Raw genomic sequence first — 19927 nt, forward strand, 5'->3', positions numbered from 1 at the left:
GGACNTCGAGCCCGCGTTCGTCGCGTTCCAGGCGATGCCGATCCCCTACGTCGAGCCGGTTGACATCTCCAACCTGGTGCTGTTCCTCGCCTCGGACGAGTCCCGGTACATCACCGGCCAGCAGATCCGGGTCGATGCCGGCTCCCTGCTCAAGTTCCCGAACGGTCCCACAGGCTGATCTTCGCCGAGCCTCGTGGAAGGCAGTGCTCGGGCCGCGTCGAAGTGCTCGNCGAGCACCGCCTCCCACGAGGTTCCAACGTTCGACTCCGGGGCCGCTCACTGGTCTGCCGGGGGGCCGAGGAGGGTTTCGAGGGGCTGGGTGTAGGGGTTTCGGCGGGGTCTTTGGGTCGGGTCGACCCAGAGAGGTGCGAGGAACTCGGGTCGGCGGTCGGCGCCGAGTCGGACGGTCCAGCCGTGGTGGTGGAGGAAGCGGTGGTGCCAGCCGCAGACGAGCACGAGGTTGTCCAGGCAGGTGGCGCCGTTGTCGGTCCAATGCCGAATGTGGTGCGCCTGGCACCAGCTCGGCGGCCTGGTGCAACCGGGGAACGCGCAGCAGCGGTCGCGGGCGACCAGGGCGCGGCGCAGGTCGGCCGGGACGGTGCGTTGTGTGCGGCCGACGTCGAGGGGGACGCTGTCCGGGTTGAGGACGATGCGGCTGACCTCGGCGTCGCAGGCCAGGCGGCGTAGCACGGAGCGGGGTAGCGGCTGGCCCCAGCTCGTGGACGCGGCCGGCCCGCCGCGGCCGACCAGTGTCGCCCAGGGGACGGTGACGGTCAGGTGGGGGCGCACACCGCCGGAGACGGGTACCGATGAGGCGTCGAGGGCGCGGTGCAGAAGCTCGACGAGCGCGTCGGCTCGGCGGCGGGCGGGGCTGCGAGGGTCGGGCGTGNCATCGACGGCGGGGCTGGGGGCGGCCAGNCTGTCGAGGGCGGTGCGCAGGAGAGCGGCGCCCTCGGCATCAAGTTCACCGCTGATCCGGGTCATCCCGTCGGACAGGTCGGTGATCGACAGGTGGCGGCGCGACGCCGGATCGTCTCCATCGGCACCACCGCCGACGTTNCCGCCGTCGGGATTATGATCATTTCCGCCGTCGCCGTCGCCGTCGCCACTACTACCGCTGTTGTTGTCGGCGGGGTCGGGGCTGTCGCCGCCAGGGCTGGTGTCGACGTCGGTAAGCCGTTCGCGGATGTGGCGGCCGAGGAGGGCGAGATCGGCGGGGTTGAAGGTGTCCGCGCACCGGAGCAGGAGCGCTTCGGCTTCACGTCGTGTGCCGACGTCCACTCCGCGGGGTAGGGCGCGCAGCGCCGCGTGGATCGCGAAGGCCTGGTCGACGCTGATGGTGCCGGCGGTCAGGGCAGGGCCGGTAGCGGTGAGGTCGCCGTCGACTGCCAGGGCGAGACCGAGTAGCCGCTGGGCCTCGGCGGGGCGGATCCGCAGCCGGGCGCGCAGGAGCGCAGCGGTGCTGGTGGCACCCTCGCGTTGAGCGCTGCCGCGGCCGTGCAGCTCACGGATCAACCCCAGACGCAGCGCGGCGAGCCGGGCCAACAAAGCCGAGCAGTCCAGCACCGCGCTGTCCAGGTCGCCATCAGACAGGGACCAGCCGGGCATGTCCACCGCCTGCCCGGCCAGCTCGTCGAGCCCGGACAGCGCGGCAAGCAGCCGTGGACAACCCGTCCGGTCAGTGCCGAAGGCGGAAGCCGGGACGGCGTCGGGGCCGGGGTCGGGGGTGGCGGCGAGGTCGGAATCGGGACCGGGGGTGGAGTCTGCGTCGGCGATGGGGTCGGGGTCGGCGATGGGGTCGGGGTCGGGGTGGGAGTCGGCGTAGGGGTCGGGAACCGGGCTGGGAGCTTCGCGGCCGGGGCTGGGGCCGTGCGTGTTCATGAGTCAACGGTAGATCCCGGACGCTTGAAAGTCGAACGTATGTTCGTATCCGTGAGCGATGTGGGGAAGCGGCCCGCCGCATGCCGCCGGCCCGTCCATGTCCCCAAGGCTGCGACTGCCTGCGGAGAGTGGGGCGGGCGACGAGAAGATCCCCAGCGCACTCGTCGCCGGGTACGGCCGCTGCGACTGCCAGTGAACAGTGGCGCCGGGCGGCGAGGGGCCGGTGCAGATCGCGGGCCGGGACGGCGATTGCGGGTGGGGCGGCGGCTGACGGTGGGGCGGCGGCTGAGGGTGAGGTGGGGCCGCGCCGGCGGCGAAGCGTTCGGTCCGGGGTGCGCCGGGTTCCGCGCGATCGTCGGTAATGTGGATACGGATTTCCGACATCCGGCGGATAATCGTCGGGGTTGGGAGGGTGACAACGCACGCCATCCCGACTCCGACCAAAAGGAGCGTGCCTGTCAAGAAGAGCGTTACCCCATGGTGGGGTGCCGTCCACGGTCGAAGTCCCGTAATGTCGGGCACACAGCATCGTGAATGAGTGATTCCAGGAAAGCCCCGAAACGGGTTCCGGCGAAATACCCAGCCTTTCCGGGGGCGTTCCGGCGGCAGCCCAGGTCGTTTCCCCGACCGGGGCCGCGCGTGGCGATCGCTCGCGAAGCCACCGATGCTGACGTGTCGCGGCTCGGTGGAGGCAGGTCGGGTCGCGGCGTCCCTCGCCGTAAAGGACGTGACCATGACAGTGATGGCCAGGTGGCGGACCCGCCGCCGACGGATCGCGACGACAACGGTGGCCGCGCTGCTGACCGTGACCGCCGCCGGGGTGGCCCAGATCGCGACCAGCTCGGCCGCCGAGGCCGCCACCCCCTCGGCCGCCAGTCCCACAGTGACCGGGCCCGTCACCGGCGGTAAGGGCGTTCCCGTGCTGGGCGCCACCGCCTTCGACTTAGGGAAGGTCGGGTACCGGCAGTCCGAGTACTTCCTCGCCGGCTCCGCGACGGCCTACCAGGCGTCGGGCACGCTGGGATCGGACGGCAAGTGGACCGTGACCCCGGCCGCCACGGCGCCCTACACGACCCGGATCGTGGTCAACCGCCCGGTCGACGCGAAGAAGTTCAACGGCACCGTCGTCGTCGAATGGCTCAACGTCTCCGCCGGCTACGACGGAGCCCCGGACTGGACCGCCGCCCACAACCAGCTCATCCGGGACGGCTACGCCTGGGTCGGGGTGTCCGCGCAGGCGGTCGGGCTCAACGCGACGAAGAACGCCGACCCGGACCGCTACCAGGCGCTGTCCCACCCCGGTGACAGCTATTCGTACGACATCTTCTCCCAGGTCGGCCAGGCGGTGCGGAAGTCGGCCGGCACGGTCCTCGGCGGGCTGGCGCCGAAGAAGGTGCTCGGCGACGGCGAGTCGCAGTCGGCCTTCCGGCTGACGACCTACGTCAACGCCATCCACCCGCTCGTAAACGTTTATGACGGGTATCTGCTGCACAGCCGCGCCGGCACCGCGAGTGCGCTGTCCCAGGCCCCGGAGCGCCCCGACATCGCCGCGCCGGCGGTCGTCCGGATCCGACCTGACCTCGCCGTCCCGGTCCTGACCTTCCAGACCGAGACGGACCTGCCGACCGGCCTGCTCGGCTACGTCGACGCCCGCCAGGACGACACCAACCGGTTCCGCCTGTNGGAGGTCGCGGGGACCGCCCACGCCGACGCGTACACCATCGGCATCGGGGCCACGGACGTCGGCGACGGACAGGGCAGCGTCGCCGCGTTCAACGCGCTGCGCAACCCGCCGACCGGGGCCGCCGGCTTCTCCTGCGCCAAGCCGATCAACGCCGGCGAGCAGCAGTACGTCCTGCAGGCCGCGTTCTCGCAGCTCAACCGCTGGGTCACCACCGGGCAGGCGCCGTCGAAGGCACCGCGGCTGCAGATCGCGAACAACGCCTACGTTNTCGACGCCAACGGTAACGTGAAGGGCGGCATCCGCACCCCCGCGGTCGACGCTCCGGTGGCGAAGCTCTCCGGGCTCGGTCAGGACACCGGTTCCTCCCCGTTCTGCGCCCTGTTCGGCACCACCGTCCCGTTCACCCCGGCGCAGCTGCACGCCCTGTACCCGTCGCACGGCGCCTTCGTCGCCGCCTGGACGAAGGCTACGACCAGCGCCGTGAACGCCGGCTTCATCCTGCCGGCCGACGCGAAGCCGCTCGTGGCGGCGGCGGCGTCATCCACCGTGCCCGAGTGACGGTCGTTCCCGCGTGACGGTTGCCGACTGCACCTGACCGCCGCAGACCGCCGACCGCCCATCCCCGGCGCGTGGGGATGGGCGGTCGGCGCGGGCGACCTGTGATCCCGCCGGACGGAAGCCGGGTGGCAGTCAGCTGCCGCCGGCGGGGTCCCGGCCACGCCGGGTGAAGGACTGCGCCGCATCCGCGGCGCGGCGCAGTGGAGGTCCCCACGGGCGGGTATCGGTTCCACCCGCAGTACCGCATATGCGCGCCCGAGCCAGGACCCGGACCGGGTGACTGTCGCCGAGGGTGGTCCGGGCATGGCCGGGCTGGTGATGTCGAGGGTCACCTCCGGCTCGGGGGGCCCGCTGCTTGTCTCCTGCCGCATCCATCGGGACAGCTTCAGCAACGCGTCGCCCTCTGGCCGCGTGTGCTCCGAGGTCGTGGCGAACAGCAGGTCCGCTCCCACCGCGGTCAGGTGAATTTCGACGCCGTCGTGGTCGGCGAGTACCCCGTCGACCACGACCGCGAGCCGTGCGGTCTCCAGAAGAACCGCGTAGCAGTCGACGCCGATCGGGACCGGCACCGCTGGCAGCTTGCCCGGTGACTCGCTCATCGCCGACCCTCTCCATCGGCTTCGCCGGTTCCCCGAATCCGGCGTGCCGCCCGAGCCGCAGTGCGCAGCGCCGAACCGTCGAGGACGGTCCGGCCGGTCTGCCCGGCGGCGCGAACGGTGCAGAGTACATCGCCGGAGCGCGGAATTGGCGCGGCCCAGACCCAACCGTGCGATCTTCGCCGGTCTGTGGTGTAGATGCCACTGAAGGGCGACAGATCGAGAGTGAGATCCGGCTCTGTTGGCCGAAGCGCGCATTGCACCAGAACGGCCGCCGGTCCGCGGGTGGACCAGACCGGAGCACCCGGCGTGGCGTCTTCCCGCCCCGCTCGCGCTGCGGGCTCCTCGTCGGCGCTCAGGAACCGGGTGATTGCCGGACCCACCGCGAAGAACCCGGCCATGAACCCGGCTGCCTGCGCCTGCACCCCATGCAGCACGACCACAAGATCCAGCGTCTNGATCAGCCGCTCATAGACGTGGATGCCACCGGGAATGACCTGGGGGTCGGGGAACGCCGGAGCCCGGCCGGCGCCTGTTTGCGCTTTGTCGGTCAACGGCAGTAGATGCTGACGGTGTTCGAGTAGTCCGTGGCCGAGGAGCTTCCAGAATCACCGGAACCGAAGCCTGCGACCTCGGTGCGCCACTGCTGGGGGCTGCTTGACCCGATGCACAGCCGGCTCGCCTCGGCGCTGATCACTCCGACACCGCCACGTGCGGTGCCGACCAGGCCCACTCGTTCCCAGACATTGCTGGAATCGTTCCAGTGCTTGACATAGACGGTGATGCCCTGGGCCGCGATCGGGCCGGAGCACTTCTGTTCGCCGTATCCGTAGATCGTNCCACCGGCATAGGTCGGATCGCTGGGGTAGATGGTGCAGGTCCATTCGATCGCCTGGGTGGATGCGCCTGATGCGGTTGCGCCTGATGCGGTTGTGCCCGATGCGGTTGTGCCCGATGCGGTTGTGCCCGCGACCGGACCTCCCGCCCGGTAGGAGTGGGTACCGGCAGCCCGCAGATCGAAGCCGACGGGAGGAGGGGCGGGCTGGGCGGCCTGGACGGGCGCGGCGCCCAGCGCGGTGCCGATCCTCACACCGAGCGCGCCGACTGTCCCCACCGCGCGGCGCGAGGGGCTCGGGAAGCTACGCATCTTTCTCCTTCGGAATGTTTGTGAATACGTGAAGTGTGAAGTGAAAGGAAGCGCAATGTGATGCGCGTCGGCGCGTCATGGTTCGCCGTGAGCTGACGCNCCGTAGGTATAGGTGGTGGTGCGGTCGGTCGGGCCGAAGAACGCCACGACCTCGGCAATGCGGCTTTCATCTGCCGAGAGGGTGATCACGTCGAGTCCCTCAAGCACGCGATGGCCGTTGGGAAGACACATGGCCCACTCGAAACGTCCGTAACCGTGATGGAGATCGATCGCACTGATCCGAACTGGCCGCAGGGTCGGGTAACTGCGGGCGATCCGGCCGAGGAGCTCGGCGACCGCAGGTCTGCCCTGCGCCTGTCCGATCGGGTTGGTATAGCGTACGTCCGGGGTGCAGCTGGCCGTCAGCGCCGCTTCCCGGCGTAGCGGATTTGTTTCAGTCCAGGCCGAAAGTAGGGTGCCGACGAGATCGACCCCGGACCGGGGAGTCCTGGTCAGGTCGGGGAGGTCGCCTGGACGGTCCCCATCGTGGGCGGGTACGGGAGGGATCATCGAGGCGTGAACCTCCGCGCGGCCTCGGCCCGTTGCAGTTTGCCAGACGGGGTTTTCGGGATGGATCCTGGCGAGAGGACGACCACCGCGTGTGGCATAATTCCCAGCGCGGCCTGGACCTCATCGAGAACCAAGGTGCGAACGCGTTCGGGATCGTCCGTTCGGCTTTCGACTGCAATGGCGAGACCTTCGCCGTCTCCCAACGGCCCCCGGCGCGCGAAGCCGAAGGCGACCGCGTTGCCCGGCCGCACTCCCGGCACCCGGGCTGCCGCTCGCTCGACTTCGTCCGGGTAGATGTTGCGTCCAGCGAGGATGACAACGTCCTTCATGCGGCCCGTGACCGCGAGTTCGCCGCCGGCCTGGTAACCCAGATCTCCGGTGCGGAGCCAACCCTCGGGGAGGAATCGCGCCGAGGTCGTCTCGGCGTCACCACGGTAGCCGGCCGTCACCGAAGTCCCACGGACTTGAATTTCGCCGACCTGGCGTTCGGGTATCGGGCGACCGGTCGTTTGATCGACAATCCTTGCTTCGAGCCCTTGGACCGGACTGCCGAGCAGAGGTATGCGTCGGACGCGGCCGGCCGGCGGCGGCGTCCTGCCCTCGTTGCTGACGCTGATCCCCGGCCTGGCGGGGGCTCCCGGTGCGGCGCCATCAGGCATCGGTACCGCTATTCCGTGCCGTTCGAGATCCTCCGCGCCCACCACGTCGCAGCGCAGTCCGTGGCCAACAGGAGAGATTGCCACGGCGACCGTCGCCTCGGCCATCCCATAGGCGGGTACGAACGTCGCGGGGTCGAGTCCGTGTCTGCTCCCTGCCGCGGTGAAGGCGTCCACAACGTCGGGGTCTATGAGTTCCCCACCGGACAGCGCGCAGCGCAGTGACGACAGGTCGAGTGTGGGGCCGGTGGCGAGCAAGCGGGCTGCGAGAGCGTATGCGGCGTTTGGACCGACGGTCGCGGTGGCCCGATGGCGGTCCACCCGTCGCATCCACTCGGCGGGTCTGGCCAGGAAGTCGGNCGGGCTGGACAGAATGACGTCACATCGTCCGCAGGTCAGAGGCATCAGAAGGCTCCCAACCAGCCCCATGTCGTGGGATAGCGGCAGCCAGGACAGCATTCGGCCATGGATGGACTCGTGCCCGGTGGCCCGCTTGATCGCGTCGATGTTGGCGGCAAGATTTGCATAGCTGATCTGCACAATCTTCGCGGCGCCGGTCGTCCCGCTCGTCAGTTGGAGGATAGCCGGGTCGTCGTCGGAGCCGGCGGGGACCATGGTGATGGGTTCGGGTCCGGCCAGCGCTGTGGACAGCACCCCGGGCAGGTCGGTAACAACGCGTCCGGGGCGGGTCAGCCCATCGATTGCGCCGGTCCACGGGTCGCCGACGAGGACAACTGGCTCGCCGAGGTAGTCCAGCCGGGCGCGGGTAGCCGCAAGGTAGCCGGCCGGGGTCGTGGCACGGGCCGGCGACGGCAGAAAGGTGACACTGGTGCCGGCAAGCCAGCCTGCGAGGGCAGCCACGACCGCGGGCCGCGACGTCGGCGCCAGAATGCCCAGGGGATGGCCTGAGCCGGCGCCGATCTCCTGCAGCGCTGCGGACAGTCGTAGGGCGTCGTCGTACAACTTCGACCATTCGACCCGCTGCACATCCGTGCCGTCGAGAAACGTCACCGAGCCGGACTGGTTGGCGGCTCGTTCGATCGCCTCGATTAGATATGTCAACTATCGTCCCGATCCGCCGGGCCAGCCGGAGATCCGGCCGGGGGTCGTTTGCGAGGGTTCTTTGCCGGCCGGCCTACCGTGAGCCGGCCCGGTCCCGGTACACGGCGAGGATCAGCCGATCCCAGTAACGGCCTTGGTAGTACTCATGATCGACCAATCTGCCCTCCGTCCGCAGCCCGTTTCCCAGAGCGCTTGCGAACTGTGGCAGGTTAAATTCCGGGAGCTCAAAGTAAAGTTTACGAAAAGGCCAGACATCGAAGACGTATCGGATGAACAAACGGACCGGCTCGATCGCTATTCCTGATCCTGTGTAGCGGCCGCTGACCGCGGCGCCCACGTAGGCGTGTCCAAGTGCAAAGTCCGGGTTGTAGCAAATTACATTGCCGACAGGTTCGCCAGTCTCAACTGACTCCACCAGGAACTGGGAGAGCATTCCTTGCCAAAGTTCCTGCTCGAACTGTGCGTAGCTGGGGACCGAACCTCGATACCGCCACCGGAACCCGGTCTCCGGCGAGATCGCGAGTTCGTAGAGGAACGGGGTTGACGCTGGGAGAAGCGGCGCGAGCCTGAAGTACCGTCCGCTACGCTGCGGCGGCCGAGGCGGCGTCGGGTCCGCGAGGCCCCGGCCGCCCTGCATCGCGGCGGTCGGCGGCGGAACGCGCTGATCAATGCGCAAACCGGCCGGGTCCGTGACCTCTCCACCATTTGGGGCTCCGGAACCCGTGTCCGGTGACTGCACGGTGAACGGCCCGTTCGGGAAGCGTATCCGCGATGCGGTCGACGGCGCCAACATATCGGGGAACGGGGGTTGCGTCTCGGGTGTCACCGGCTCGGGCCGGTGCGATCCGGCTAGGCACTGGTCATAGAGCTCGCCGACCGTACCGATGCGCAACCAGGCCCGTTCCGACAGGTCGACGCCCAGCCCGGATATCGCGGCGTGCAGCTCGAGCAGCGCGAACGAGTCGAGTCCCAGGTCCGCGCCGAGGCGNGCGCCGGAATCAGCCTGTTCGGCGTCGACTCCCGCATGGCGGGCGACGAAGGCTGCGAAATCCTTTTCAGCGAGCATGACCCTCCGACCCATCGGACAGGCAGCAGGACACGAACAACATCTACTGTCAGGCAGACCGCACATGGACATGTCCGGATGAACCGCCGGTAAAGTTCGGGCGACCCTACGGGGGTTGCCCGACCATGGAGGGGTGTAGTCGGATGAGTACCGTCCGGAGTCGCTGAGCATAACAGCCTGTATGCCAACGAAGGCAACGAATTGATGAGAAATTGTGAGGGCTGGAACGCGGACGCAGCCTGGCTCGTCTGGATCCATCCCGTAGGCCCTGAGCCGTCGGCGCGGATGACCCCGTCCAGGGTTTGTTCAGGGTCCCGGCAAGCTTGCTGGGTAGCGGCTCATGGGCCGTGCCGGGGGTTTCTGGTGAGACTGGGTCGTGGTGGGTTGCGGATTGGACCCCGAAACAAGACGGGTACGACCCCCAGGCGATCATGAAGGTTTCTCTGCCATCCTGATCGTCCCGAGGTGCCATGCCCGCCGCACCGAAGGAGCACGCGAGGCGATCCCGTTGTGCCTGCGCTCCCCAGTGCGAGGTGTTCCCGGTGAACCCGTCGCGTTGATGGGCGCCCGCCGCACCTGAGCACCGCCGACCGCCGAACCGCCCATCCCCCAGCGCCAGTGGGGATGGGCGGTTCGGCCATCCGAGGATGGGGTCTCGCTCTCAGCCGAGGCGGTCCCACGCGGCGCGTTCGGCGCCGGCGGGGTCGTCCTCGATGCGCGTGGGGACGTCGAACAACATGGTGGCGCGTTCGGGCAGGGAGTACGGCGGCCAGGGGAGGTCCGGCCCGGCGGCGGGCCGGCCGTCGCGGGCGAAGGCGACCCAGGCGTCGCCCATCCGCGCCGCGAGCGCGCGGCGGCCGTCGGAGTCCTCGGCGTCCGCGCCGAGGGCGGCGGCCGTGGCGGTGTCCACCGTGTCGAAGAAGAACGGGACGTCGAGACCGTGCGACGCCCGCAGCGACGGGTCGAGCGGGGTCTCCCAGTCGAACCGGTACATGTACACCGCCGCCCGACCCGCGGCCAGACGGGCCTGCGCCAGCCGGATGGCGGGCAGCCGCACGTGACCGTCCGTCGCCACCGCCACCCGCACTCGGTCCGCGCTCAGCTCCGGCCGGGCGGACTGGTAGGCCTCGACCACCCTGACGATGTCGGATCCGAAGGCGTTGACCAGGTGGGCGAGCTCCGCCTCCGCCCGGGGACCGGGGCGGCCCATCGTGGCCAACGGCAGGAACATGCTGTACTCGTCGCGGGTCGTCCCGATGAGCAGCGGGACGTCGGGGGCCAGGCCCGCACGGACCGCCGCGAGCGGCTGAGCAGTGATGATCTTCCCGTCGGGGACGGGGTAGAGGCCGTTGTCGATGCCGCCCATCGNGGCGGCGGCGTCCACCAGCCGCTGCGCCGGCAGCGTCAGCACCTGCGCGGCCTGGTCGGGACGCAGGCCCAGCAGGTCGAGCGCCCGCGCGGTGACGGACCGGGCGTGGGCGGGGTCGGTGCCCCGCAGGCCGAACCACCCACTCATGATCACGGCACGGTGGAACAGGCCGTGGGCGGACGGCATCGCCAGCAGGGTCGCGACCTTGGAGCCGCCCCCGGACTCGCCGGAGATCGTGACGTTGCCGGGATCCCCACCGAAAGCCGCGATGTTGTTCCGGACCCACTCCAGCGCCTGCACCAGGTCGAGTGCTCCGGCGGCACCCGATGCCGCGAACTGTTCGCCCAGCAGGTCGGCCAGGTACAGGTAGCCCAGGATGCCGAGCCGGTGGTTGACCGTGACCACGACGGCGTCCCGGCGGGCGAGGGCCGCGCCGTCATAGACGGGCCAGGACGCCGAACCGGTCGCGTGCCCCCCGCCGTGGAAGTAGACGATCACCGGCCGGCGGGCGCCGTCGGCCGCCGGGGTCCACACGTTCAGCACCAGGCAGTCCTCGGACATCGAGGGCTCGGGGATGCCGCCGAAGACCGCCAACGCCCCGGCCGCCGCCGCGGGCACCGTGGGCTGGGGGCTGGAGGGGCCGACGGCCAGCGCGTCGCGGACGCCGGTCCACGGCCGCATGGGCGCCGGCGGCCGGAACCGGCGCTCGCCGCCGGTCGGCGCGCCGTACGGGATGCCGAGAAAGGCCAGCACACCCGCGTCGACACGCCGGCCGCGCAGGCGTCCCGCCGAGGTCGCGACGATCGGCCCAGGGTCGCCCGCCCCCGCCGCGCCGTGCGCCCCCGCCGCGTAGTCCGCCCTGCCCGTCTGGTCCGACCCCACCGTGTCATCCACCTCGACCGCGTCGTCCATTTCCGGACCGTATCCGGGCGGATGCGCCGNCGCTCGGGCGAGCTAGCCCGCGGACACCCGGGCGTGGAGCTCGCGGATCGCCCGGCGGGGATCGTCGTCCACCCGGGACACGGCGTCGAAGATCATGGTGGCGCGCCCGTCGAGCGTGTATGGCGACCAGGTGGGCAGCCCGGGGTGGTCCGGAACGCCCTCCTGGGCGAAACGCACGAACGCCTCGCTGATCGCGCGGGCCACATTCGCGTTCTCGGGCCGCTCACCGGCCATCGGGGTGAGCGGGTAGTTGTCGAACACGAACGGGATTTCACCGCCGTGGGTGGCCCCGAGAATCCCGCCGAGGGCGGGTGTGGCGAAATCGAAACGGTAGACGTAAACGGGGGCGCCGGCCGCGGCGATCTTCCGTTGGGCCCAGTCGATCCCGCCCCACCACATCACCCGGTCGGTCACGAAGGCACACGCCAGCTCGCTCGGCGTCGCGTCCGGCCGCTCCGCCCGGTAGGCGCGCACGAACTCCGGCCCCGCGGCGCCGAACATGCCGCCGGCCAGCGTGGCCAGGCCGGCGTCGTCGAGGGAGCCGAACCACGGCATCCCCAACATGATCATCTTCATGTCGTCCCGGGTCGACCCGACGAGGACGGGGACGTCGGCGCCCAGCGGCGAGGCCTGCGGATCCATCGGGTGGGCGGGCAGGACGTGGCCGTCGACAACCGCCTGGAAGGGCATGAACTGCTCGCTGCCGGCGGCCCCGGCGAGCCCGGAGTCGATCGGTACCCCGATCGACTCCGCCTCCTTGATCAGCAGCTCGGCCGGCACGTCGTGCAGCTTCGCCACGTCGGCGGGGGCGATCCCGAGCCGGCCGAGCAGCTCCTCGGCGTTCGCGGTCGCCACGTCCGCCGGGCAGGAGCGGATCAGCGGGCCGCTCATCACCGCCGCCCGGTGGAACAGACCCTTCGCCGCCGGCATGCCCAGCAGGATGGAGGTCTTCGACGCGCCGCCCGAGTCGCCGAACACCAGTACCCGGTTCGGGTCGCCACCGAAGCCGGCGATGTTCTCGCGCACCCACCGCAGGGCGAGCACGATGTCGAGCATGCCGGNGTTGCCCGCGTCGCGGTAGCGGTCCCCGGCCAGCTCGCCGAGGTGCAGGAAGCCGAGCGGCCCCAGCCGGTGGTTGATCGTGACGACCACGGCGTCGCCCCGGGCGGCCAGGGCGGTGCCGTNGTAGAGCGGCCAGGAGCCCGAGCCCGTGCTGAAGGCGCCGCCGTGCAGCCACACGAGCACGGCGCGGGCGCGCTGCTGGTCGACGCCGCCGGTCCAGACGTTGAGCACCAGGCAGTCCTCGTCCTGGGCCGGTTCGTCCCCGGCCAGGCCGTGCAGGAACGTCAGGAACGGCGCCATCCGTGCGGTCGCGGCGGGATCGGCCGCGCCGCCGCCGCCCGCCTCGGCCGGGCGTGCCTGCGGCGCGGTCGGACCGTAGGATAAAGCGTCGCGAACGCCCGTCCACGGCTCGGGCGGGCGGGCCGGTTGGAACCGGTTCGCGCCGGCGACGGATCCGCCGTACGGAATTCCCTTGAAAACGTGCACGCCCGCTGGTGTCGTCGTGCCGCGAATCCGGCCGCTCGACGTTTCGATGACGATATCCGGCATGATCGGTCCTTTCTCGCGTGGGCCCGTTCCCGGGCGCGAGTGAGGTAGCTCGATGCACCGGAAATTAGGCGCCGACCGAAGGCGTGTCAACACTGTTCACCGAGTCCGGTAGCGACCGGTTGACGTGGTCGAGGCCACTCTGAAACGCTGCCCGGTACCCGCACGCGGGCCGCGGGTACCGGGCGGGGCCGTGGGCGTCGGCGCGGGGCTGGGCTGGGCTGGCCCGAGGGCAACAGAGGACGGAGCTGTCTGATGGGCGCGAGCGAGCTGTCCGGGAACGTCGATTCCGCACCGTTAGCCCGCTGCGCGGCGGCGGGGGCCTGACGGGGATGGCCGAGCCCATCGCTGCATCCGTTCCATCCACGGCATCCGTTCCATCCACGGCATCCGAGTGGTCCACGGCGGCCCCTGGTCTGGGCCAGGCCGGCCGGCTTGCCGGGCGGGTCGCCGTCGTCACCGGTGCGGGCCAGGGCTTGGGCCGGGGGATCGCCGAGGCGCTGGCCGACGAGGGCGCCGCGGTGGCCCTGCTCGGCCGCACCGAGTCGAAGGTGGTCGCGGCGGCCGAGGAGCTGTCGGGCAAGGGTGCCCGGGTGCTGGCGGTGCGCTGCGACGTGGCCGACCGGGCCGACGCGCAGGCCGCGGTCGCGGCGACGCTGGCCGCGTTCGGCGGGGTCGACATCCTCATCAACAACGCCCAGGGCGGGAACAACACCGTCCGCATCCCCACGGTCGACGCCACCGATGCCCAGCTCCTCGAATCCTTCGAGACCGGCCCGCTGGGCAGCGTGCACATGATGCAGGCCTGCTTCGCGGCGTTGCGGGACTCCGGCCACGGCGCCGTCGTCAACTTCGGGTCCGGGATCGGGGTGCGCGGCGCGCCCGGCCTGCTCGGATACNCGATGGCGAAGGAGGCCATCGGCGGCCTGACGAAGGTCACCGCCATCGAGTGGGGCCGCTACGGGATCCGGGTGAACCAGGTCTGCCCGGCCGCCTGGTCGCCGGCGGCTGAGGAGTACATGAAGCAGAGCCCCGAGCGCTGGGAGCTGCAGCGCCGCCAGACTCCGCTGCGTCGGCTCGGCGACCCCTACGCCGACATCGGCCGAGCGATCGTCGGCCTGGTCAGCGACGACATGCAGTACCTGACCGGGGCGACGCTCATGCTCGACGGTNGCCAGGTCCTGCTGCGCTGAACCGACCACGAACATTCCGCGGTAACGGCCGGTCGCGGCGCGCGAGAAGGATTGCGACGCCCCTGGCCAGTACGGACCGGAAGGAGACGGCGATGCCGGACAACCTGGTGGGCAAGACGGCGATCGTGACCGGCGGTAGCAGTGGCATCGGCCTGGCCAGCGTCGAGGCGTTCGTCGCCGAGGGCGCGCACGTGGTCATCGGCGACATCCAGGACGAGCGCGGCCGGGCCGCCGCCGAGCGGCTCGGCGACGCCGCGCTCTACGTCCACGCGGACGTCTCCGACGACGATCAGGTCGCCAACCTGGTCGACACCGCGGTGCGGCACTTCGGCGGCCTGGACATCATGTTCAACAACGCCAGCGGCGCCGGCGATCAGGCCGGGTTCGTCGACCTCGAGCCGGACGGGCTCGACCGGTCGCTGCGCCTCATCGTCGGCTCGGCCGTCTCCGGGCACCGCCACGCCGCCCGCGTGTTCATCGAGCAGGGCCGTGGCGGCTCGATCATCACCACGAGCAGCGGTTCGGGGCTGCGTGGGGGCCTGGGCCAGCCGAGCTACACGATCGGCAAGCATGCCGTCATCGGCGTGGTGCGCCATGCCGCAGCCGAGCTCGGCCGGCACGGCATCCGCTCCAACGCGATCTGCCCCGGCATCACGATGACGCCCGTGATGGGCATGGGCATCGCCCGGGACCGCCGGCCAGCCTTCATGGAACACCTCGCCGAGGCGCTGCGCGACGAGNAGCCGGCCGGCCGGGTCGGGCAGCCCGAGGACATCGCCGCAGCCGTGGTGTTCCTGGCCAGCGACCTGTCCCGGTTCGTCAACGGGGTGATCCTGCCGGTCGACGGCGGCGCCGACGCGGTGAGCCTGGGGCGCTACTCCGAGATCACCACCGCCGTCCGGGCGGACTTCGGCGGCCGCTGAGGCAGCCCTCACGGGCGCGTCACGGGGCCGGCTGCGCGCCGGTGCGCAGCCGGCCCCGCGGCGGGCTGGGGTGATGCGGGTCAGGTCACGACGATCCGCACGGAGGCGACGTTCGGAATGCGGCGGTGCACGGCGTCGCGGTCGCCGTCGCGGTGCGACCACACCCGGGCGGTCGCGAACCGGGTGCCCGGCGTCGGGTAGGTGTGCGTCCTGGTCAGACTCACGGCCGTGGGGGTGNCGACGACGTCGGCCGGGTCGGCGAACGAACCCGAGCCGTCGAGGTCCCACTCGACCGCGACGATCGTGCCGGCCCCCGGCGGCACCTCGGCGTCCACCCGCAGGGTCACCGCCGTGCCGGCCGGCACCTCGGCCCGCTCGCCGCCGTCCACCGTCGCCGAGACCACCGGCTGGATGCCGCCGCGCTCGGCCGCCCTCGCCGGCAGCACGACCCGCCCGTCGCGGAACTCGTAGTGCGATCCGGCCGGCTCGACCCCCTGCTCCACCCAGGCGACCAGGTCGAGCAGGCTCTGCTCGATGACGGGCAGGTAGTCGATGAGCCAGGTCGAGGTGGCCCGGTCGGGCGCCGAGGGCAGGTACGCCGGCGGGATGTGCTCGGCGTTCTCGGTCCAGCGCAGGCGGAACCGCTCGCCGGCCGCCTCGGGGCCCCGCACGGCGCGCACCGCCGCCTCGTAGACCAGCCCCTGCGGCGGCCACAGCGAGGCGTCGTGGGTGTGGTGCACCCACAGCAGCTTCCCCTCGTACTGGCCCGAGTAGGCCACGCCCATCAGCGGCGACATCGTGGGCACCCGGTTCTGCGGGTAGATCGGGCGGCCGTCGGGGCGCAGGAAGTCGAACGCCGGCTCGTCCATCAGGTGGTGGCGGTAGTAGTAGCAGAACGCCAGGAACCGGCGGTTGTCCACGTGGATCTCGTCGCCGACCTCGACGTCGCGGAAGCGTAGCAGGTTGGCCTCGGCGACGCCGTCGGCGCTGAGCAGGTCGCCGGCGTGGCCCATGCAGTAGAGCTGGCGCCCCTTGGCCTTTCCGCTGAGCAGTTGCAGGCCCGCGCCGAGGCGGTAGCCGTCGCCGAGACCCTCGACCTCGATCGCCATGGGCAGATCGGGCCCCGCGCTCATCAGCGACGCCATCACCCGCAGACCGCCGTATTCCGGTCCGGCGTAGGCGGGGTCGGTCAGCAGCTCGCCTCCGGTGACGACCCGGCTCACCGTCGTGGTCACGTCGAGGAGGTCGTCGGCGACGGCGTCCGGCGCGTCGTGGCCGACGTAGCCGGGCTTCGTCCAGAAGGACGTGAAGTAGTCGGCGTCCTCGCTGGCGAGCCGGTCGGCGATGGACGACCACAGCCAGATCTGCCCCATCGGCGAGAAGATCATGAACTCGTCGCCGCGGGGGTAGCCGAGCTGGTAGAGGTTGGCGAGCTCCTCGCGCTGGTGCGTGGTCAGCCCGGCGTAGGGGTCGCCGCTGCCGCCCGGCCGCATCGCGTCGACGACCCCGGCGGCCTGGCGGCGCAGCAGGCGCTGCACGTTGAACATGGACGCGAAGGCCATCACCTGCGCGCCCTTCATGAGCGTGGTGACGCCGTGCGCGGCGATCTCGCCGCCGCCCATGAACGGCAGCGCGCCGTCGTAGACGCCGGTGCCGTACTCCAGGCACAGCGGCGAGCGCCGCCCGCCGCCGCTGCCGCCCCAGACGTAGGCGTGGTGGGGCGGGGCGCCGTAGATCTGGGCGGCGACGTGCTTGGAGAACCGGGCGGTCTCGACGCTGGCGCGGTGGCCGTAGAGGGTGGGGTCGTCGCCGCCGCGGGGGTCGATGTCGTCGCCGATGTGGCCGGAGTTCGACTCGACCATGTAGCCGCCGAGCCGGGAGATGAGGACCAGCCCGCCGATCACGTCGCCCATCGGGCCGCCGAAGGCGTCCTCGTGGCCCGCGTGGGCCCCCTCGAGCGGGTGGAACAGGCGNCCGTCGTAGGAGTCCTCGGTGGGGAAGTAGAAGGTGAAGCGGGTGTCGGTGTCCTGAAAACCACCGTGCACGTGGCGATGGGGTAAGGGGCTCTCGCGCCAGACGTCCGAGTCGATGTAGGGCGAGCCGAAGAATGAGTCTGCGGGAATGTAGGAGGCTACCTCGATCTTTCCGTCCACGTCCATGACAGCAGTCATCCTCCACGCGTTTGGTGGGGCACTGGGAATGCCGGCCGCAGCCGTCGCCGGGCGACCGGTGCGGGCGCAGCGTACGTCCGCGGCGACCGCCAAGTCAACGACGTTCACCTGCTCGGGTAGGCGGGTCGGACGGGCACCGACGAGTGCCTCAGGAAAGCGCGGTGCGACCTCCGGAAGGGCCATGGACATCAGCCATCCGGGCGGTACCGTCCTCGCATGACGACCACTTCGGGTATCCCGGCTCCCCAGCCCAACGGCAACGTCGGCTTATCGTCCGAACGCCCCTCGCCGCCGCGGTTGGAAACCCGCGACCTGTCGGTCGGCTACGGGTCCACCCCGGTGGTGCACGACCTGAATCTGGTCCTGCGGCCCGGGGAGGTCGTGGCGCTGCTCGGGGTCAACGGCGCGGGCAAGACGACCACGGTCCGGGCGCTGGCGGGGGAGCTGCGGCCGCTGCGCGGGGAGGTGCTGCTCGACGGGCGCCGCACGACCGCGCCGCTGCACCGGCGCGCCCGCGGCGGGTTGCGCTACATCACCGAGGAACGGTCGGTGTTCATGGAGCTGTCCGCGGCCGACAACCTGCGCCTGGGCGGGGGCGAGCGCGATCGGTGCCTGGAGCTGTTCCCGGAGCTGGCGCCGCTGCTGCCCCGCCGGGCGGCCCTGCTCTCCGGCGGCGAGCAGCAGATGCTCACCCTGGCGCGCGCGCTCGCGGCCGACCCCCGGGTGCTGCTCGCCGACGAGCTTTCGCTCGGGCTCGCGCCGCTGGTCCTCGAGCGCCTGCTGCTGGCCGTGCGCGCGGCGGCGGACCGGGGCGGCGCGGTGCTCCTGGTCGAGCAGCATGTCCGGGACGCCCTCGAGGTCGCGGACCGCGCGTACGTGCTCAGCCATGGGCGGGTGGTGCTGGAGGGCGAGGCCCGTGAGCTGCGCGGCCGCATCGGCGAGATCGAGCGGACCTACCTGTCGAGCGCCGAGCTGGCGACCGACTGAGCCCTCGTCCGGCGGCGGGCCTGGCACTTTGGTGAGGTGAACACTGTTGACAGCGCGGCGGGGTGAGGGCAGGGTGAGCGGACTCGATCTATGAGGTGAGTCACATGGGACAGCGATTGGTCCTCGTCTCCGCCGACGGTCACACCGGAGCTCCCCCGCAGGCCTACCGCGACTACATCGAGCCGGAGTTCCTCGGCGATCTCGACCGCCTGACGGCGGAGAACGACGAGTGGCTGGCCGTCGTGATCACCGCCGGCGGCTCGTCCGACGAGACCCTCGAGGTGATCGACGGCCGGCAGGCGATCCGCACCGGCGGCGAGCTCGGCGCGTTCGACCTGGACCGGCGGGTACGTGAGCTCGACGCCGAGGGCATCGCCGGCGAGCTGCTGCTGTCGGGCCACCAGATGTGCACGCTGCCGTTCTTCGGCGTCGTGAACAACCCCTACCCGCCGCGGCTGCGCGCGGCCGGCACCCGGGCCTACCACCGCTGGCTGGCGGACGCGATGACCACCGCGCCCGGCCGGTTCTACGGCATCGCGGAGGCGGGGCCGTGCCTGGACCTGGCGGCGACCGTCGCCGAGCTGGCCTGGGTGGCCGAGCACGGATTCGTCGGTGTCCTGTTGCCCGGCATGGTCGCCGACCCCGCGCTGCCGCCGCTGCACGACCCGTACTACGACCCGTTCTGGGCGGCCTGCGCCCGCCTCGGGCTGGTGGTGACCGTGCACGCCGGCTGGGGCGGGGTCCAGGGCCAGTTCCAGGCGTTCCTGCGGCAGGTGCACGAGGCGATGGGCGGGACCGGCGAGATCGACCTGAACCTGCAGCAGCGGCTGCGGGAGCAGATGGACGCCCGCGCCGACTCGCCCCTGCAGCTCGACCTGGGGCCGCGGCGGGCCATGTGGCAGCTCATGCTGGGTGGGGTGTTCGACCGCTTCCCGGACCTGCGCCTGGCCCTGACCGAGGTGCGGGCCGACTGGCTGCCGGCGACCCTGCGGCGCCTCGACGAACGCGCCGCCCGCCTGGGCGGCGCCCTGAAGCGGACGCCGAGCGAGTACTTCCGGCTGCACTGCGTGGCGATTCCCTCCTCGCCCCACCGCGCCGAGATCGAGATGCGGCACGAGATCGGCGTGGGGCGGCTGCTGTTCGGCGTGGACTTCCCGCATCCGGAGGGGACCTGGCCCAACACCCGCGACTGGATCCGCGCCGCCTTCGCCGGCGTGCCCGAGGGGGAGGCCCGGGCGATCCTCGGCGAGAACGCCGTCGACGTCTTCGGTCTCGACCGGGCGGCGCTGGCCCGCGCGGCCGCCCGCATCGGCCCGCGGCCCGAGGAGGTGCTCGGCGAGCACGAGGTCGACCCGCGTCTGCTCGCGCACTTCCACAAGCGCTCCGGGTACGCCCGCCCGGCCGAGGACGTCGACCTGGCCGCCGTGGACCACGCCTGGGACGACGACCTCGTCGCCCTCGCTCACGGCGACTGACCACCCCCAGCCGCTTCAGCCGCCCCGACCGCCCCCAGCCGTCTCCAGCCGCTTCAGCCG

12 protein-coding genes and 11 pseudogenes are annotated in these 19927 nt (G+C 71.3%); 11 read left to right on the forward strand and 12 right to left on the reverse strand.

Features of this window, described 5'->3' with window-relative positions; translation table 11 throughout:
- Positions 1-5: 5 nt before the first annotated feature.
- A pseudogene (locus FF86_RS53570) lies at positions 6-178 on the forward strand (SDR family oxidoreductase); the annotation flags it as partial.
- A 98-nt stretch (positions 179-276) separates the two neighbouring features.
- Here the strand turns inward: FF86_RS53570 and FF86_RS53575 are convergent.
- The 3 genes and pseudogenes from FF86_RS53575 to FF86_RS53590 all read right to left on the reverse strand — a co-directional run.
- A partial coding sequence (locus FF86_RS53575) for an HNH endonuclease signature motif containing protein (RefSeq protein WP_242419169.1) occupies positions 277-889 on the reverse strand: 613 nt, incomplete at its 5' end.
- A 30-nt stretch (positions 890-919) separates the two neighbouring features.
- A pseudogene (locus tag FF86_RS53585) lies at positions 920-1059 on the reverse strand (DUF222 domain-containing protein); the annotation flags it as partial.
- 1 nt (position 1060) lies between these two features.
- Positions 1061-1881 (reverse strand): annotated as a pseudogene (locus FF86_RS53590) (DUF222 domain-containing protein); the annotation flags it as partial.
- A 742-nt stretch (positions 1882-2623) separates the two neighbouring features.
- Between FF86_RS53590 and FF86_RS53595 the strand changes: the two are divergent.
- From FF86_RS53595 to FF86_RS62885, 4 genes and pseudogenes are all read left to right on the forward strand, one after another.
- Positions 2624-3563, forward strand: a 940-nt coding sequence (locus tag FF86_RS53595; RefSeq protein WP_255355864.1) for an alpha/beta hydrolase domain-containing protein, incomplete at its 3' end; no start/stop codon positions are given.
- Between the two features lies 1 nt (position 3564).
- Positions 3565-3832: pseudogene (locus FF86_RS53600) on the forward strand (alpha/beta hydrolase domain-containing protein); the annotation flags it as partial.
- Between the two features lies 1 nt (position 3833).
- A pseudogene (locus FF86_RS53605) lies at positions 3834-4123 on the forward strand (alpha/beta hydrolase domain-containing protein); the annotation flags it as partial.
- 461 nt (positions 4124-4584) lie between these two features.
- Positions 4585-4713 (forward strand): hypothetical protein, encoded by a 129-nt coding sequence (locus FF86_RS62885; protein ID WP_255355862.1) that lies wholly within the window; start codon positions 4585-4587, stop codon positions 4711-4713.
- A gap of 556 nt (positions 4714-5269) precedes the next feature.
- On the opposite strand, the gene FF86_RS36170 is transcribed toward FF86_RS62885, so the two are convergent.
- From FF86_RS36170 to FF86_RS53625, 9 genes and pseudogenes are all read right to left on the reverse strand, one after another.
- The coding region (locus tag FF86_RS36170) for a hypothetical protein (protein ID WP_206778984.1) at positions 5270-5557 on the reverse strand (288 nt) is incomplete at its 5' end.
- 854 nt (positions 5558-6411) lie between these two features.
- Positions 6412-7430, reverse strand: a 1019-nt coding sequence (locus tag FF86_RS53610; protein ID WP_396229966.1) for an AMP-binding protein, incomplete at its 5' end; no start/stop codon positions are given.
- Position 7431: 1 nt separating this feature from the next.
- A pseudogene (locus tag FF86_RS53615) lies at positions 7432-8133 on the reverse strand (AMP-binding protein); the annotation flags it as partial.
- Between the two features lie 73 nt (positions 8134-8206).
- Positions 8207-9121: GNAT family protein (locus FF86_RS20570; protein WP_242419170.1), on the reverse strand; the 915-nt coding region annotated here is incomplete at its 5' end.
- 739 nt (positions 9122-9860) lie between these two features.
- Positions 9861-10567 (reverse strand): carboxylesterase family protein (locus tag FF86_RS67260; protein WP_396229967.1); only part of this gene is annotated, 707 nt, incomplete at its 5' end.
- Position 10568: 1 nt separating this feature from the next.
- Positions 10569-11480, reverse strand: a pseudogene (locus FF86_RS67265) (carboxylesterase family protein); the annotation flags it as partial.
- A gap of 42 nt (positions 11481-11522) precedes the next feature.
- The coding region (locus FF86_RS20580; protein ID WP_242419171.1) for a carboxylesterase family protein at positions 11523-12571 on the reverse strand (1049 nt) is incomplete at its 5' end.
- A 1-nt stretch (position 12572) separates the two neighbouring features.
- Positions 12573-12694: pseudogene (locus tag FF86_RS53620) on the reverse strand (carboxylesterase family protein); the annotation flags it as partial.
- 1 nt (position 12695) lies between these two features.
- Positions 12696-13121, reverse strand: a pseudogene (locus FF86_RS53625) (carboxylesterase family protein); the annotation flags it as partial.
- A gap of 329 nt (positions 13122-13450) precedes the next feature.
- Between FF86_RS53625 and FF86_RS53630 the strand changes: the two are divergent.
- The 6 genes and pseudogenes from FF86_RS53630 to FF86_RS20605 form a co-directional block, all read left to right on the forward strand.
- On the forward strand, positions 13451-14017 hold a 567-nt coding region (locus tag FF86_RS53630; RefSeq protein ID WP_242419172.1), incomplete at its 3' end, for an SDR family NAD(P)-dependent oxidoreductase.
- Between the two features lies 1 nt (position 14018).
- Positions 14019-14290 (forward strand): annotated as a pseudogene (locus FF86_RS53635) (SDR family NAD(P)-dependent oxidoreductase); the annotation flags it as partial.
- Positions 14291-14403: 113 nt separating this feature from the next.
- On the forward strand, positions 14404-15051 hold a 648-nt coding region (locus FF86_RS20590; protein WP_242419173.1), incomplete at its 3' end, for an SDR family NAD(P)-dependent oxidoreductase.
- A 1-nt stretch (position 15052) separates the two neighbouring features.
- Positions 15053-15234: pseudogene (locus tag FF86_RS53640) on the forward strand (SDR family oxidoreductase); the annotation flags it as partial.
- Positions 15235-17621: 2387 nt separating this feature from the next.
- Entirely contained in the window at positions 17622-18392 is a 771-nt protein-coding gene (locus FF86_RS20600) for an ABC transporter ATP-binding protein (RefSeq protein WP_082122149.1), read from the forward strand.
- A gap of 104 nt (positions 18393-18496) precedes the next feature.
- Positions 18497-19867 carry an amidohydrolase family protein gene (locus FF86_RS20605; RefSeq protein WP_055409402.1) on the forward strand — a complete coding sequence of 457 codons (1371 nt, stop codon included), beginning with the start codon at positions 18497-18499 and terminating at the stop codon, positions 19865-19867.
- Positions 19868-19927 lie beyond the last annotated feature (60 nt).

The organism is Frankia sp. CpI1-P (genome assembly GCF_001421075.1).
In the GTDB taxonomy this organism is placed as follows: domain Bacteria; phylum Actinomycetota; class Actinomycetes; order Frankiales; family Frankiaceae; genus Frankia; species Frankia torreyi.

Coding starts and splice junctions, on each gene's coding strand:
- FF86_RS20600 (WP_082122149.1), top strand. CDS start 17,622: ATGACGACCACTTCGGGTATCCCGGCTCCCCAGCCCAACGGCAACGTC.
- FF86_RS20605 (WP_055409402.1), top strand. CDS start 18,497: ATGGGACAGCGATTGGTCCTCGTCTCCGCCGACGGTCACACCGGAGCT.